The organism is Streptomyces sp. NPDC079141 (assembly GCF_040686775.1).
Classification (GTDB): Bacteria; Actinomycetota; Actinomycetes; order Streptomycetales; family Streptomycetaceae; genus Streptomyces.
This window is the reverse complement of the sequence record NZ_JBFBLP010000004.1, coordinates 431,548-445,326: the sequence shown is the minus strand read 5'-3', so window position 1 is coordinate 445,326 and position 13,779 is coordinate 431,548. Positions and strand designations below refer to the sequence as shown.

Annotated in this window: 15 protein-coding genes; 7 read left to right on the top strand and 8 right to left on the bottom strand. The window is 72.6% G+C overall.

All coding sequences use genetic code 11. The features are described from left to right. Positions 1–42: 42 nt before the first annotated feature. On the top strand, positions 43–702 hold the full coding sequence (locus AB0Q90_RS16250) for a TetR/AcrR family transcriptional regulator (protein ID WP_363163329.1): 660 nt from the start codon (positions 43–45) through the stop codon (positions 700–702). Here AB0Q90_RS16250 and AB0Q90_RS16245 read toward each other — a convergent pair. The 6 genes from AB0Q90_RS16245 to AB0Q90_RS16220 form a co-directional block, all read right to left on the bottom strand. Further along, positions 689–1,954 (bottom strand): TerD family protein, encoded by a 1,266-nt coding sequence (locus AB0Q90_RS16245; RefSeq protein ID WP_363163330.1) that lies wholly within the window; start codon positions 1,952–1,954, stop codon positions 689–691. The two genes, AB0Q90_RS16250 and AB0Q90_RS16245, sit on opposite strands and share 14 nt — an antisense overlap. A 90-nt stretch (positions 1,955–2,044) precedes the next feature. Beyond that, positions 2,045–3,739: a copper resistance protein CopC gene (locus AB0Q90_RS16240; RefSeq protein WP_363163469.1), complete on the bottom strand. Its 1,695-nt coding sequence runs from the start codon at positions 3,737–3,739 to the stop codon at positions 2,045–2,047. A gap of 94 nt (positions 3,740–3,833) precedes the next feature. After that, positions 3,834–4,580, bottom strand: a complete 747-nt coding sequence (locus AB0Q90_RS16235) for an SDR family oxidoreductase (protein ID WP_363163470.1) — start codon at positions 4,578–4,580, stop codon at positions 3,834–3,836. Then, the gene (locus tag AB0Q90_RS16230; protein WP_363163331.1) at positions 4,577–5,056 is read right to left on the bottom strand and encodes a cupin domain-containing protein; all 480 of its coding nucleotides are present in this window, start codon (positions 5,054–5,056) and stop codon (positions 4,577–4,579) included. The genes AB0Q90_RS16235 and AB0Q90_RS16230 overlap by 4 nt, the downstream gene beginning before the upstream one ends. Next, entirely contained in the window at positions 5,053–5,652 is a 600-nt protein-coding gene (locus AB0Q90_RS16225; protein WP_363163332.1) for a GNAT family N-acetyltransferase, read from the bottom strand. The genes AB0Q90_RS16230 and AB0Q90_RS16225 overlap by 4 nt, the downstream gene beginning before the upstream one ends. After that, positions 5,645–7,702, bottom strand: a complete 2,058-nt coding sequence (locus AB0Q90_RS16220; RefSeq protein WP_363163333.1) for a penicillin acylase family protein — start codon at positions 7,700–7,702, stop codon at positions 5,645–5,647. The genes AB0Q90_RS16225 and AB0Q90_RS16220 overlap by 8 nt, the downstream gene beginning before the upstream one ends. Positions 7,703–7,791: 89 nt before the next feature. Between AB0Q90_RS16220 and AB0Q90_RS16215 the strand changes: the two genes are divergently transcribed. From AB0Q90_RS16215 to AB0Q90_RS16200, 4 genes are all read left to right on the top strand, one after another. Next, entirely contained in the window at positions 7,792–8,496 is a 705-nt protein-coding gene (locus AB0Q90_RS16215) for a siderophore-interacting protein (protein WP_363163334.1), read from the top strand. 24 nt (positions 8,497–8,520) lie between these two features. Then, on the top strand, positions 8,521–9,105 hold the full coding sequence (locus AB0Q90_RS16210) for an HhH-GPD-type base excision DNA repair protein (protein ID WP_363163335.1): 585 nt from the start codon (positions 8,521–8,523) through the stop codon (positions 9,103–9,105). Between the two features lie 55 nt (positions 9,106–9,160). Beyond that, positions 9,161–9,832, top strand: coding sequence for an HdeD family acid-resistance protein (locus tag AB0Q90_RS16205; protein ID WP_363163336.1), 672 nt, complete (start codon positions 9,161–9,163; stop codon positions 9,830–9,832). Positions 9,833–9,911: 79 nt separating this feature from the next. After that, positions 9,912–10,220 (top strand): hypothetical protein, encoded by a 309-nt coding sequence (locus AB0Q90_RS16200; RefSeq protein ID WP_363163337.1) that lies wholly within the window; start codon positions 9,912–9,914, stop codon positions 10,218–10,220. Between the two features lie 180 nt (positions 10,221–10,400). Here AB0Q90_RS16200 and AB0Q90_RS16195 read toward each other — a convergent pair whose 3' ends face one another. Further along, positions 10,401–11,981, bottom strand: coding sequence for a helicase HerA-like domain-containing protein (locus tag AB0Q90_RS16195; RefSeq protein ID WP_363163338.1), 1,581 nt, complete (start codon positions 11,979–11,981; stop codon positions 10,401–10,403). A gap of 103 nt (positions 11,982–12,084) precedes the next feature. Between AB0Q90_RS16195 and AB0Q90_RS16190 the strand changes: the two genes are divergently transcribed. After that, positions 12,085–12,381 (top strand): type II toxin-antitoxin system VapB family antitoxin, encoded by a 297-nt coding sequence (locus tag AB0Q90_RS16190; protein ID WP_003999914.1) that lies wholly within the window; start codon positions 12,085–12,087, stop codon positions 12,379–12,381. Positions 12,382–12,480: 99 nt separating this feature from the next. Next, complete coding sequence (locus tag AB0Q90_RS16185; RefSeq protein ID WP_363163339.1) at positions 12,481–13,122, top strand: LytR C-terminal domain-containing protein; 642 nt, start codon at positions 12,481–12,483, stop codon at positions 13,120–13,122. 1 nt (position 13,123) lies between these two features. Here AB0Q90_RS16185 and upp read toward each other — a convergent pair whose 3' ends face one another. Continuing rightward, positions 13,124–13,759 carry a uracil phosphoribosyltransferase gene (upp, locus tag AB0Q90_RS16180; RefSeq protein WP_363163340.1) on the bottom strand — a complete coding sequence of 212 codons (636 nt, stop codon included), beginning with the start codon at positions 13,757–13,759 and terminating at the stop codon, positions 13,124–13,126. Positions 13,760–13,779: the final 20 nt, after the last annotated feature.

Below are 13,779 nucleotides of genomic sequence, written 5' to 3'. Positions count from 1 at the left end.
TGAACTCAACTGTTCAGTTCAACTCGCTGCTAGGCTCGGATCATGAGCGTGGAGAGCGTGAAGCAGCCCCCGAGCGGGCCCCGGGCGGAGCTCAAGCGGCGGGCCATCGTCCGGGCCGCCCGGGAGCTGTTCCTGCGCGAGGGGTTCGGGGTCGGCATGGACGCCATCGCCGCGGCGGCGGGCGTGTCCAAGGTGACCGTCTACAACCACTTCGGCAGCAAGGAAGCCCTGTTCTCGGCCGTCATCGCGGGCGCCCTCGACGAGCCCCTGGCCGGGGAGTCGACGGCCGCCCTGGAGCATCTGGCCGAGGCCGAGGACCTGCGCACGGCCTTCGTCGACGCCGCCCGCTCATGGGTGCAGTCGGTGCGCGGCAACGAGGAAGTGGCGGCGCTGCGCAACCTCGTGGCCGCCGAGGGGCACCGCCTCCCCGAGCTGGGCCTGGCCTGGCAGCGGCACGGCCCCGAGGGTCACCACCCCGCCGTCGCCAACGCCCTGCGCGCGCTCGCCGACCGGGGCCGGCTGGTGATCCCCGACCTGGAGGCCGCGATCATCCAGCTGTACTCGCTGCTGGTCTTCCCGCACATGGTCTTCACCACCTACGGCACCCACATCGACGACAGCCTCACCGAGCGGCTCATCACCGGCGGGGTGGACATGTTCCTCGGCCACTACGCCCCGCAGGGCGGCGTCAGCGCCTCTTGAACTCCACCGGGCCCGCGTTCATCTCCACCGTCCCGTCCAGGTGGAGCACCGGGCGGCGTTCCGTCATCCGGCCGCTGTAGGCCTCGACGTGCTGGATCGCCGCCCCGTCGGGGGCCGTGAAGTCGGCCAGGGCGATCGCCACCCAGTACCGGGTCGAGGTGTTCTCGAACAGCGGCACGGTGACGGTGGAGCCGCGGCCGTCGGTGACGACGACCTTCGCGCCGAAGCTGCGGAAGGACCCGAAGCCGTTGCTCACCGCGCTGTAGGCGCAGAAGAGGACGTAGCCGTGCTCGTCGGGGCGGGCGATCCGGACCGTTTCACGGCCGGGGACGCGGGCGTCGCCGTCGAGGCAGATGTACGGCGCCTTCGTCAGCGAGCCGAGCCTCTTGTAGTAGACGACCCCCGCGCCGCCGCCGTCGGCCTGTTTGCGCCGGCCCTTCACCACGGTGCCGGGGGCCTTCTCGCCGCGCACCGCCTTCGAGGCGGGCACGAACAGGGCGTAGAGGTCGAGGTCGGCGCCGCGCCGGCGGCGCTCCTCGCTGCCGCCGTCCCACTCCAGGGTGGCGGTGACCACCAGCTCCCGGTCCGCCTTGTCCAGGCTGATGGAGACCTGGCTGCCCTTGTCGAGGCTGACGGCGCCGAGGGGCGGCTTGCGGAGGCTCATCGTGGGCGTGGGCGCGGGAACGGGAACGGACGGCGGCTGCGGCGAGGGCTGCGGCTTCGGCTGCGGTGCCTCCTCCGCCACCTGGATCCCGAAGTCCGTCGCCAGGCCGGCCAGGCCGTCGGCGTAGCCCTGGCCGATGGCGCGCAGCTTCCAGGCCGGGCCCCTGCGGTAGAGCTCCATCAGCAGGACGGCGCGCTCGCCGTCGGTGAGGTCGGGCGGGGCAAAGTGCACGGGTTCCGCGCCGGGTTGGGCGGCCCGGATGGCCACCTCCTTGACCTCGCGGAACGTGCGCGCCGGGTCGGCGGGGTCGCAACTGGCCACCAGGACCACCCGGTCGACGTCCGCGGGGAGCGCGGCCGGGTCCATCTCGATGCGCTCGGGGCCCTCGGCGTCGGCCGCGTGATGCCGTACGGCGCCGGACTCGGCGGTGGGCTGGTTGTAGAACACCAGGTCGTCGTCGGACCTGACCCTGCCGTCCGCCCCGACCAGCAGCGCGCTCAGATCGACGGCCTCACCGACCGCGTGCAGTTCGGCGACGATCCGCCCGTCGCCCACCTCGGTGTTCCCGCCCTTGCGAAGCTCCGGCACAGCCGTCCACCCCCACGCACTCCCCCAGTGACTTCCGGCCACCCTGCCACAGGAATCGGGCAGTTGTCCTAGCGCACCCGCCCGCACTTCCTAGCGCACGCGCACGGAGACCGACTCGCTCACCTGGTCCACCTCCGAGACCCGCACCGTCACCTTCATCGTCCAGGTGCCGGGGAGGGGGAGGTTGAGGTCGCCGGTCGCCCAGTAGCCGCCCCGGTCCGTCAGGCCGGCGTCCAGGGGGCCGATGTCGCCGGCCGGGAGGGTGAAGGAGAGGCGCAGTTCGGGAACCGTGGCCAGGCCGCCGTCCGGGCCGTAGACCACGGCCTGCACCGAGTTGTCGCCGACCCGGCCGGGGTCGAGGGTGATCTGGACCTTGCCGGTGCCGCCCGGCGTGCCGACGTCGAAGGGGACCGTGGTGACGGAGGTGCGGACGGCCGGGGGTGCCTGCTGCGCTGCCTCGGCCTCCGCCCGGCCCGGCAGCGTGCCCGTGAGTACCGTCGTGATCACCAACACCGCGACGCCGACGGCGACTTCGGCCAGCACCGAGCGGCGCAGGGCACGGGCGTCGGGGGCGGCCGGCGGCTCCGGCAGAGGGGGCGGCGGCGGACCGCCCACCAGCTCCGGCACCCGCTCCTGCGCCGCCGGTACGGCCGCGAGCCGTGCCGTCCAGCGCCGGGACAGCCCCGCCGCCGCCAGCAGCAGCGCCACGGCCGCGAGTTTGACGACCAGGAGCCTGCCGTACGTCGTGCCGGTGAGGGCGTCCCAGGAGCCCAGGCCGCGCCAGGACTGGTAGACGCCGGTGACGACCAGGACGGTCACCGAGGCGAAGGCCAGCCGGGAGAAGCGGGTGACCGTCCGCGCCGGGAGCGGGACGGGTGACCGGAACAGCAGCGTGAGCAGGGCCGTCAGACCGCCCAGCCACACCGTCGTCGCCAGCAGGTGCAGCACCGAGGACGCCATCGCCACCGGCACCTGGATCCCGGCGGAGGCGTGCTCGGCGGCGGCCCAGGTCAGGGCGAGTCCTACGGCGAGGGCGGCGCCGGGCCAGCGGTGCCGGGTCAGTCGTAGGAGGTAGCCGGCGGCTGCCAGGAGCAGGGCCAGCCGGGTCAGCAGGGCCAGGCCGGGGCGGGTGGTCAGTGTGTGGGCCAGGGCCGAGGGGTCGAGGACGGCCGCGGGGCCCTCGCCGGTCTCGTACGGGGCGCGCAGGACCAGCAGGGCGAGGGTGGTGACGAGGAGGGTCCACCAGCCCGCCAGCAGGGGCGCGCGCAGTGCGGTCGTGTCCGGTGGGCGGCACAGGGCGGCGAAGGCCGCGGTGCCGATGAGCAGCGCGGCCGCGAGGTACGCCAGATAGCGGGCGATCTTGTGCAGGGCGGCGGTCGCGGGGTCCTCGGCGGGGCCGTCCGGGACTGCGGCCGGGGTCGGCGACGGTGTGCCCACGGAGAAGGTGAAGGCGCCCGAGACGGGATGGCTGTCGGCCGAGACCACCCGCCAGGCCACCGTGTAGGTGCCCTGTTCCAGCCCGCGGGGCAGGGTGACGCGGGCGGTCCCGTCGCCGTCCGGCGCGTGCCGTGGCTCGTCGAGGCTCAGTCGGCGGCCGTCGGGGCCGAGGACGCGGACGGAGTCGTCGAGCAGGCCGACGGACTCCGTGAAGGTCAGGGTGAGGTGGCGGGGGGCCGACTGGAGGACGGTTCCGTCCTCGGGGTCGGTGCCGCGGAGGGCCGCGTGCGCCGACGCGGGTCCCGCGCCGCCGAGGAGGAGCAGGACCAGCACGGCTCCCAGCAGCACCAGCCCTTGAACTCCGCGCCTTCGGCCCACGTCGTCTCTCCGTCTTCCCGCTTCTCGGCCACGCGGATACGTACGTACGAGGCGTGCTCCGCGCTCACCAAGTGGGCCGTGCCGACACCCCTCCGTCCACCACCAGGTCGTGGCCGGTGACCCAGGAGGCGAGCGGGGAGGCGAGGAACACGCAGGCGTCCGCCACGTCCTCGGGCCGGCCGAGCCGGCCCGCCGGGGCCGCCTCCCGCCAGCGCCGCACGCCCTCCGGCCAGGCCTCCTTCAGCCCGTCCCGTTCGATCAGGCCGGGGGAGACCGTGTTGACGCGGATGCCGTGGCGCCCGTACTCCAGGGCCGCCGAGCGGGCGTGCATCACCACCGCCGCCTTGGAGGCGGAGTAGTGGGCATGCTGCGGGGCCGGCTGCCGTGCCTCGACGGAGGCGATGTGGGTGATCGTGCCGCCCCGCTCCCGCATGAGCTCGGCCGCGGCCTGCGTGCAGGCGAACACGCTCGTCAGGTTGGCGTCCAGCACCGCCCGCCACTCGGCCGCCGTCATGCCGGGCAGTTGCTGAACCGGCTGGACGCCCGCGTTGTTGACCAGCGCGGTCAGCCGGCCGCCGGCCCACTCGGCGGCCTCGCGCACCACCCGGTGGCATTCCTCCTCGACGGTCAGATCCCCTTGCAGGACAACGGCGTTCCCGGCCTCGGCGGCGACTTCGCGCGCCGCCTCGACCGCCGTACGGCAGTGCAGGGCGACCGCCGCGCCCTGCTCGGCGAAGCGCAGGGCGATGCCCCGGCCGATGCCGCCGCCGGCTCCTGTGATCAGGGCGACCTGGCCCTCCAGCAGTCTCACGGTCGGCACAGTTCCATGATCCGGGCGGCCTCGTGCGGATAGCGCGCGGTCAGGTGCTCCGCGTCGCCGTGTTCGTAGTCCTCGTAGGTGAAGCCGGGCGCCATGGTGCAGCCGAAGAAGGTCCACGAGCCGCCCGTCAGGACGGTCGCGCCCATCCAGGTTCCGGCCGGGACCGTGAGCTGGAAGTGGTGGCCGCTTCTTATGTCCGGGCCGAGGACGGCCGTGCGGGAGGTGCCGTCCGGGGCGAGGAGCAGCAGCTGGAGCGGGTCGCCGAGGTAGAAGTGCCAGATCTCGTCGCTCGGCAGCCGGTGCAGCGCCGAGTAGTCGCCCGGCTCGGCGGTCAGCAGGGCGACTATGGCGGAGCCCTCGGGCCGGCCGTCCGGCCGCTCGGGCCCCGCCCAGGTACGGCGGAACCGGCCGCCCTCGCGCGGTATCGGCTCCAGGGCGTAGTGCGCTACGAGCTCTTCCGGGGTCACCCCGGGAAGGCTACCGCCCGGTTCAGGAAGGCGAGTTGTGCCTTCTTCTCCGGCAAGTACACGTCCGGGATGTCGATTTCGGGCAGGGTGACGGCCGGGCCCTCCTCGAAGCCCTGCTTCAGGAAGCGGGCGATGGCCTTCTCGTTGCGTATGTCGGGGTCTACGACGATCCGCTGCCGGTCGAGGCCGAGCAGGACGTACTCCGTGATGGCGGCGAGCAGCCCGGCCGTCCAGCCGTGGCGGGCGCCCTCCGGGGCGGCGGGCGCGAGCAGCAGGTGGACGCCGATGTCGCCGGGCCGGACCTCGTAGACCTCGCTGACCCGGTCGGCCTCGGGCTCGTAGGTCTGGAGCAGCGCGGCCGGGACGCCGTCGCGCTGCACCAGGAAGGCGTGGTGGGTGTCGAGGGTGTCCAGGTGGGCGTAGATCTCGGCCACCTGGTCGCGGGTGAGGCCGGTCATGCCCCAGAAGGCGGCGCGCTCCTCGCTGACCCAGGCGTGGACGACGTCGGCGTCGGTGTGCGGGTCGAGGGGCAGGATGCGTACGGTGCCGAAACCGTCGACCGCCTGCTCGTGCACCGCCTCGCGGGGGTCAGACATCGGTCTCCTTCTCCAGTCGGTCGAAATCGGTGACCACGGGGATGAGGTCTCCCCGGGTCCACAAGGGCAGTTGATCACGGTGGTGGGGCGACCCGGGCACCCCGGACGCCCCGAACGGCACCGCCCACAGGCTGTGTTCGCGGCGGGCCAGGTCCCATACGTACCGGGCGGCCGGACCGCGAGCGGCGAGGTCCGTGAGACCCGGCACGGCGGTGGTGCACAGCACGCAGTCGTGGTCGCCGGAGAGCCCGGGTTCGTCGTACGAGGGGTTCGGCAACGCCCGCCAGGGGGCGAGGCGGTGGGTGTCGCCCCAGGTGCCGCCGGCGGGCCGGGCGGCCACCTCCTCGACGGCCGCGCGCACGGCGGCGGGCCGGTCGATGCCGTACAACTCCTCGGCGCGCAGCAGGTGTTCGAGGGCGAAACCGATGCGCGGGACGAGGGCGAGCCAGGGGAGCAGCACCTCGGGATAAGCGGGGGCTGTCGTCAGCGCGGCGAACGCCGGGTCCGCGGCCAGCCGCAGTACGACGGCGCTGCGCACCGCCGCGAAGACGGCCGCGGCCTCGCTGTCCGCGTCCATGCGGCGGTCCCAGCCGAGGAGGGCCTTGCGGATCCGGTCCGCCTCGGGGGAGAGGTCGTCGAGGGCCGCGAGGTGGTCCAGCAGGGGGGCCGCGGAGGCGAGCGCGGTGTCGGTGTGGATCACCGGCATGTCGCCGGGCGACCAGTGCTCCGCCTGCGCCAGCAGGGCGGCGATGCGGTCGGCGCGGTGCGGCGGGGCGAACTCGACGCCGAGGGGCTCGGCCGGGCCACGCTGGTTCGCCATCACCGCGACGCCGTCGGTGAGTTCGCCGTACGGCATCTCGTGCCAGCCCTGCCACTCGTGGCCCGGCTCCCAGGCGGGCACGAGGCGTACGCGGTTGTCCTCGGCGCGGACCGGTACGCGTCCGGCGACCCGGTGCAGCAGGCCGCCCTCGGTGTCGGCGGCCTGCACGACGTTGACGGGCTCGGCCCACAGGTCGACGGCCCGGTCGACGTCGGCGACCCGGCGGGCGCGCAGCAGCGGCAGCAGGGCGCCGAAGCCGAGGTCGCCGGTGACGCGGGGCGGGTAGCGGAGGCTGACGGCGACCTCGGGGTCCGAGCCGTCGTCGAGGCCCTCGGGGCCGCCGATGATCACCGGGCCCCGGTCGGTCTCGATCACCTCGACCTCGACCGGGGCCTCGCCCGCCACCTCGACCGTCTCGGTGTGCCGGGCGGCCCGGCGCCACACGCCGTCCGGCCCGAGCGCCTCCACGCCCGCGCCGGTACGCCGCAACCGCTCGCGGTAGAGGTCCTGGTAGTCGGCCATGGCATTGGTGATGGCCCAGGCGACCGTGCCGGTGTGGCCGAAGTGGGCGATGCCGGGGACGCCCGGGACGGCGAGGCCGATGACGTCGAACTCGGGGCAGGACAGGTGGATCTGCTGGTAGACGCCCGGGTCCTCGATGAAGCGGTGCGGGTCGCCCGCGATGATCGGCTGCCCGGTGGTGCTGCGCGCGCCGCTGACCAGCCAGCCGTTGCTGCCGGAGGTGCCGGGGCCGTCGGTGGCGAACAGGCCGACGGCGTCCGGGCCGAGGTGCCGGACGGCCTGCTCGCGCCAGAGCTTGGCCGGGAAGCCCGCGAACAGGATGTGGACGCCGAGCCAGATGCCGAGCGGGGTCCACGGCTCCCAGCGGCCTGGGGCGCCGAGCGGCAGGGACGCCTGCGCGAGCCCTTCGTTGACGCCGTCGACGTAGGCCCGTATCCAGTCGGCCGTCTCCGGGTCGCGGCTCTCCAGCTCGGCGAAGCAGCGTCGGGCGGTGTCGTCGAGTCTGGCCCGTCTGACGAAGAGGTCCCAGGGCAGGGAGTGCGGGCCGAGGAGGGAGGCGGAGGTGCCCTGCGCGCGGTGCCGTTCCACCTCCAGCTGCCAGGCCCGGTCGAGGGCGGTGACGCGGCCCTGGGCGCGGGCGAGTTCCCGCACGCCGTCGGCCCGCAGATGCGGGATGCCCCAGGCATCGCGGTAGATCTCTGCGGTCACCTGTCACCTCTCCTGTGCTTGCACTGTGCTTTAGGTTAGCCTTGCCTAAGTAATCGGTGGAGAAATGGTACGCGAGGGGTGAAGGCGTGATGGCGCAGGGGCACGGGTGGCAGGGCACGGTCCTGAAACTGATGGGCGCCAAGGACTACGTCCTCACCGTCACCGGCGCCGAGGACGTCTCCCCCGACTACCGGCGGGTGCACCTCACCGACGGCGGCATGCTCGCGGCGACCGGCGTCCACCCGACCATGTGGGTCCGGCTGTGGTTCGACAACGGCGGCAAGCCCCACCAGCGCGCGTACACGCTGGTCGACCCCGATCCGGCGGCCGGCACCTTCAGCTTCGAGTTCGCACTCCACGAGGGGTGCGCCAGTGACTGGGCGCGGGCGGCGAAGCCCGGGGACACCATCGAGGCGACGGTCCAGGGCACAGGCTTCCAGCATCCCCAGCCTGCCCCCTCGCACGTCTTCGCGATCGGCGGCCCGGCCTCGCTGCCCGCGCTCAACTCCCTCCTCGAAGCAGTGGGTTCCGCCCCGACCACGGTGTGGTTCGAGGGCACCCTGGACGGCCTCCCCTTCCACGGAAACCCCTCCGAGGTCCGCGCAGTCCCACGCCACAACCTCGTCGACACCGTCCGCACGGACCTCCCCGACCTGCTGAAGTCCACCGAGCATCCCTATGTCTGGATCGCCTGCGACACGGCCACCACCCGGACCCTGGCCGCGTACACCCGCAGGGAGCTGGGCGTGCCCAAGGAGCGGATGCACGCGCTGGGGTACTGGCGCGCGACCTGAGCCGCCACGCGGGATCATCGGTCCATGGACATCACCCTCCACCTCGCCCAGGACCCCGAGGCCGACGAGCTTCTCGGCCGTTCGCCGCTGGCCGCGCTGGTCGGGATGCTGCTGGACCAGCAGGTTCCGATGGAGTGGGCCTTCAAGGGGCCGCGCACGATCGCGGACCGGATGGGCGCTGCGGATCTGGACGCGCACGAGATCGCCGCGCAGGATCCGGAGGCCTTCTCCGCGCTGCTGTCGGAGAAGCCCGCCGTGCACCGCTATCCGGGGTCGATGGCCAAGCGGATCCAGCAGCTGTGCCAGTACCTCGTCGAGCACTACGACGGCAATGCCGAGCTGGTCTGGAAGGGCGTCGGCGAGGGCCGGGAGCTGCTGCGGCGGCTTGAGGAGCTGCCCGGGTTCGGCAAGCAGAAGGCGCAGATCTTCCTGGCGCTGCTGGGCAAGCAGCTGGGGGTGCAGCCGAAGGGGTGGCGGGAGGCCGCGGGGGCGTACGGGGAGCCGAAGTCCTTTCGGTCCGTCGCCGACATCACGGGGCCGGAGTCGCTGGCGAAGGTGCGGGCGCACAAGCAGGAGATGAAGGCGGCGGCGAAGGCCGCCAAGAAGTAATCCGACTGGCCCTCCCCGGGTGGCCCTCCGCCCACGGCCGGTTCAAGCATGAACCATGACCGAGGCACCGTCCGGCTCCTCCTGGAGCCCGGAGTACGACGACCGCAAGGTTCACGCGCAGCAGCACGCCCCGCGCGCGGGCGGCCATGAACCCGAGCCGCCCTTCGAGGGCCCCTTGCACGCCCTCTCCCAGGCCGCCTGGCAGGTCGTGCTGGTCACCGGCATCGCGTCGCTGATCCTGGGCGTCCTGGTCCTCATCTGGCCGGGCTCCACCCTGCGCGCCACCGGCGTCCTGTTCGGCCTCTACCTCTTGATCAGCGGTGTGTTCCAGCTGGTCTCCGCATTCGGCACGCACAAGACGACCTCGCTGCGCGTGCTCGGCTTCATCAGCGGCGCCCTGTCGATCCTGCTGGGCCTGTTCTGCTTCCGCGGCCCCATGCAGTCGCTGCTGCTGCTCGCCCTGTGGATCGGCATCGGCTGGCTGATCCGCGGCATCACCCAGACCGTGGCCGCGATCTCCGACCCGGCGATGCCCGCCCGCGGCTGGCAGATCTTCCTCGGCATCATCACCTTCATCGCCGGAATCGTGCTGATCGACTCCCCCTTCGAGTCGGTCTTCGTCCTCACCGTGGTCGGCGGCATCTGGCTGATCGTCGTCGGCATCATCGAGATCGTCACGGCGGTACGCATCCGCGGCCGCGCCAAGCAGGTCCCGCGCGAGGTGTGACCGGCGCGGATACGCCGTGCGGGCGGATCTCACGGGCGACGCGATGAACGACGTACCCCCGACGGGGACACGACCAGGCGTGAGCACCGTACGACGCCTCCCGCGCGGCCACGCCTGGCTGCGGGCGCTCGTCCTGCTGCTCGCCCTGTGCGTCCCGGCCGCCCCCGCCGGCGTCCCCGCGTCGCCCGTCGCGGCCGTCTCGGCGGGGGAGACCGTCGAGTACGACGCCGTGGACCCCGTTCTGCGTCCGGCCGCGGCCCGCCGCGCGCACCGCCCTGCCGCACCGCCCCGGCGCCCGGCACCGCTCCCCCGCCCGCGGCCTCCCGCCGTACAGCCCCGCACCCCGCACGCCCTGCCCGTCCTGCGCTCGGTGGTCCTGCGCTGCTGACGGAACCGGTCCCCACCGGTTCATCCGTCAGCACGACGCAAGGAGCAGCACCATGCCCATGGACCCGTATGCCGTCCTGCGCGCCCTGCTGCGCGCGGAGGCCGCGCGCAGCGCGCCGAAACCGCAGGTGAAGCAGGCCCCGAAGAACAAGGGCCGCTGAGGAGGCGGCGCGGCGGGGGCCTACCGCCTCCGCCGCGCCGTGCCGAAGACCGAGCGGGTGATCTCACGCCCGATCTGCGTGCCGATGGACCGCGCCAGGGACTTGAACATGCCGCTGCCGACGACCTGTTCGACGAGGGAGGGCTGCTCCTTGGCCTCCTTCGGTTCCTGCGGCTTCATCTCGTCGGGGCCCTTGGCCCCGCGCCCCGCCTCCAGCTTCTCGTACGCCGACTCCCGGTCCACAGCCTGTGCATACCGCTCGTACAGCGGCGACCTGCGCACCGCCTGGCCCAGGGCCGTGGCGTCGACCGGGGCCATCAGGGACTCGGGGGCGCGCAGCCGGGTCACGGCGACCGGCGTCGGGGCGCCCTTCTCGCTCAGCACGGTGACCACGGCCTCGCCGGTGCCGAGCCCGGTGAGGACCTCTTCGAGGTCGTAGGCCGAGTTCGGGAAGGTCCGCACGGTCGCCTTCAGCGCCTTCTGGTCGTCGGGGGTGAAGGCGCGCAGCGCGTGCTGGATGCGGTTGCCGAGCTGGGCGAGGACGTCGGCGGGCACGTCTTTCGGGGACTGCGTCACGAAGAAGACGCCGACCCCCTTCGAGCGAATGAGGCGGACGGTCTGCGTGATGGAGTCCAGGAACGCCTTGGAGGCGTCGTCGAACAGCAGATGCGCCTCGTCGAAGAAGAAGACCAGCTTGGGCCTGTCGGCGTCGCCGACCTCGGGCAGGTCGTGGAAGAGGTCGGCGAGCAGCCACATCAGGAAGGTGGAGAACAGCTGCGGCTTGTCCTGTACGGCGGGCAACTCCAGTACCGACACCGTGCCGCGTCCGTCGGGCGCCGTCCGCAGGAACTCGGCCGTGTCGAACTCCGGCTCGCCGAAGAACTCGCCCATGCCCTGCGCCTCGAAGGCGGTCAGCGCCCTGAGGATGACTCCGGCCGTCGCCGTCGACAGTCCGCCGATGTTCTTCAGCTCCGCCTTGCCCTCGTCGGAGGTCAGGAAGGCGACCACGGCCCTGAGGTCCTTGAGGTCGACCAGGTCCAGGCCCTTGCTGTCGGCGTAGTGGAAGATCAGGCCGAGCGACTGCTCCTGGGTCCGGTTCAGCTGGAGGACCTTCGACAGCAGCACCGGGCCGAAGCTGGTGATCGTGGCGCGCACCGGGATGCCGTGGCCGAGGCCGCCGAGGGCGTAGAACTCCGCGGGGAACCCGGTCGCCGTCCACTGTTGGTGGACGTCCGCGGCGCGCGCGGTGACCTTGTCGCTCGGCTCGCCCGGCGCCGAGACGCCCGACAGATCGCCCTTGATGTCCGCGAGGAACACCGGCACGCCCTGCGCCGAGAGCTGCTCGGCGATCAGCTGGAGCGTCTTGGTCTTTCCGGTGCCGGTGGCGCCGGCGACCAGGCCGTGCCGGTTGAGCATCGGCAGCGGCACCCGGATCTGCGCGTCCGCCAGGCACTGGCCGTCCCGGATCAGGGCGCCGAGGTCGAGCGCGGGCCCGGTGAAGGCGTAGCCGGAGGCGATCTCCAGGGCCTCCTGAGAGAGGGCGGGCGCGCTGCCGGGCGCCTCGGGAGCGGTGGCCGGCGGCACGGTCTCGCTGTCACTCATCTCGGACCCCGTTCCCTTTTGCCCGGGTTTACTACATCTTTTCCAGCGTCGCACTCCGTCGCCATGGCTGCGCCCGGAACGTCTGGACCGGTAGGCTTTCCGTGTGATCTTCAAGCGCATCGGAAACGGCCGGCCGTACCCCGACCACGGCCGGGAAAGCACCCGGCAGTGGGCGGACGTCGCGCCGCGCCCGGTCCGCCTCGATCAGCTCGTGACGACCAAGGGCCAGCTCGACCTGGAAACCCTGCTCGCCGAGGACTCCACGTTCTACGGCGACCTCTTCGCGCATGTCGTGAAGTGGCAGGGCGACCTGTACCTGGAGGACGGGCTGCACCGGGCCGTGCGGGCCGCGCTCCAGCAGCGCCAGGTCCTCCACGCACGTGTCCTTGAGCTGGATTGAGTGGCCGCCCGGTAAAGGGTTGGCCCTTTCGGGTTCACCTGGCCCGGATCGAATGATCATCTAGTAGGCATCGCCGTCACGGCGCACTACGCTGCGCCCATGAGCATGCTGACTCCCCCCGGCATGGGCGGCAAGTACCGCATCACGGGGGACAAGTACCCGCGGATGCGCCGCCCGCGGCGGCGCGGCAGGCTCGCCCTCGTGGCCGTCGCCTGCGTCGCCGCACTCGGCATGATCGGCTGGGGCACGCTGCAGCTCATCGATGTCTTCACCGGCAGCGGCGAGAAGGCCTCGGCGGCCGGGCCCAAGGCGGACTGCGCCACCAGGGCGACCCCGTCGGCCACCGCGACCGCGCCCCTTCCCAAGCCCGGTCAGATCACCGTCAACGTGTTCAACGCCACGCCCACCAGCGGCCTGGCCAAGAAGACCGCGGACGAGCTGAAGAAGCGCGGCTTCAAGATCGGCGACGTGGGCAACGCGACCAAGGAGTACGACAAGAAGGTCAAGGGCACCGGCATACTGCTCGGCCCCGCGTCCGCGCTGGACACCTCGCTGCCCGTGCTCGCCACCCAGCTGAGCGGCGCCGAGCGGCGCACCGACGCCGCCCGCAAGGGCACCGAGGTCGACCTGATCATCGGCACGGGCTTCAAGAAGCTCACGACGAAGGCGGACGCCGACAAGGCGCTGGCCAAGCTGACCGCACCCGAGCCGACGCCCGCCTCGTCGAAGAAGAGCTGCTGAACTACTCGGCGGCGCCGTACATCCGGTCGCCCGCGTCGCCGAGGCCCGGCACGATGTAGCCGTGCTCGTTGAGGCGCTCGTCGACCGAGGCCGTCACGACCGTCACCGGCGTTCCCGCCAGCTCGCGCTCCATGACCTCGACGCCCTCGGGGGCGGCCAGCAGGACCACGGCCGTCACATCGTCGGCGCCGCGCTTGATCAGCTCCTGGATCGCCGCGACCAGGGTGCCGCCGGTGGCCAGCATCGGGTCGAGGACGTACACCTGGCGGCCGGAGAGGTCCTCGGGCATGCGGGTCGCGTACGTGGAGGCCTGGAGCGTCTCCTCGTCGCGGATCATGCCCATGAAGCCCACCTCGGCGGTCGGCAGCAGCCGGACCATGCCCTCCAGCATGCCGAGACCGGCGCGCAGGATCGGCACCACCAGCGGGCGCGGGTGGGAGAGCTTGACGCCCGTCGTCCCGGCGACCGGCGTCTTGATGTCGACCTGTTCGGTCCGCACGTCGCGCGTGGCCTCGTAGGCGAGCAGGGTGACCAGCTCGTCGGCGAGACGGCGGAAGGTCGCGGAGTCGGTGCGCTGGTCGCGCAGCGTGGTGAGCTTGTGGGCGACCAGAGGGTGGTCGACGACGTGGAGACGCATGTCCCTAACAGTAACCGGGC

Bases quoted from the DNA above. Each gene is read 5' to 3' on its own strand.
- AB0Q90_RS16250 (WP_363163329.1), top strand. From the start codon at position 43: ATGAGCGTGGAGAGCGTGAAGCAGCCCCCGAGCGGGCCCCGGGCGGAG.
- AB0Q90_RS16225 (WP_363163332.1), bottom strand. From the start codon at position 5,652: ATGTCTGACCCCCGCGAGGCGGTGCACGAGCAGGCGGTCGACGGTTTC.
- AB0Q90_RS16215 (WP_363163334.1), top strand. From the start codon at position 7,792: ATGGCGCAGGGGCACGGGTGGCAGGGCACGGTCCTGAAACTGATGGGC.
- AB0Q90_RS16210 (WP_363163335.1), top strand. From the start codon at position 8,521: ATGGACATCACCCTCCACCTCGCCCAGGACCCCGAGGCCGACGAGCTT.
- AB0Q90_RS16205 (WP_363163336.1), top strand. From the start codon at position 9,161: ATGACCGAGGCACCGTCCGGCTCCTCCTGGAGCCCGGAGTACGACGAC.
- AB0Q90_RS16195 (WP_363163338.1), bottom strand. From the start codon at position 11,981: ATGAGTGACAGCGAGACCGTGCCGCCGGCCACCGCTCCCGAGGCGCCC.
- AB0Q90_RS16185 (WP_363163339.1), top strand. From the start codon at position 12,481: ATGAGCATGCTGACTCCCCCCGGCATGGGCGGCAAGTACCGCATCACG.
- upp (WP_363163340.1), bottom strand. From the start codon at position 13,759: ATGCGTCTCCACGTCGTCGACCACCCTCTGGTCGCCCACAAGCTCACC.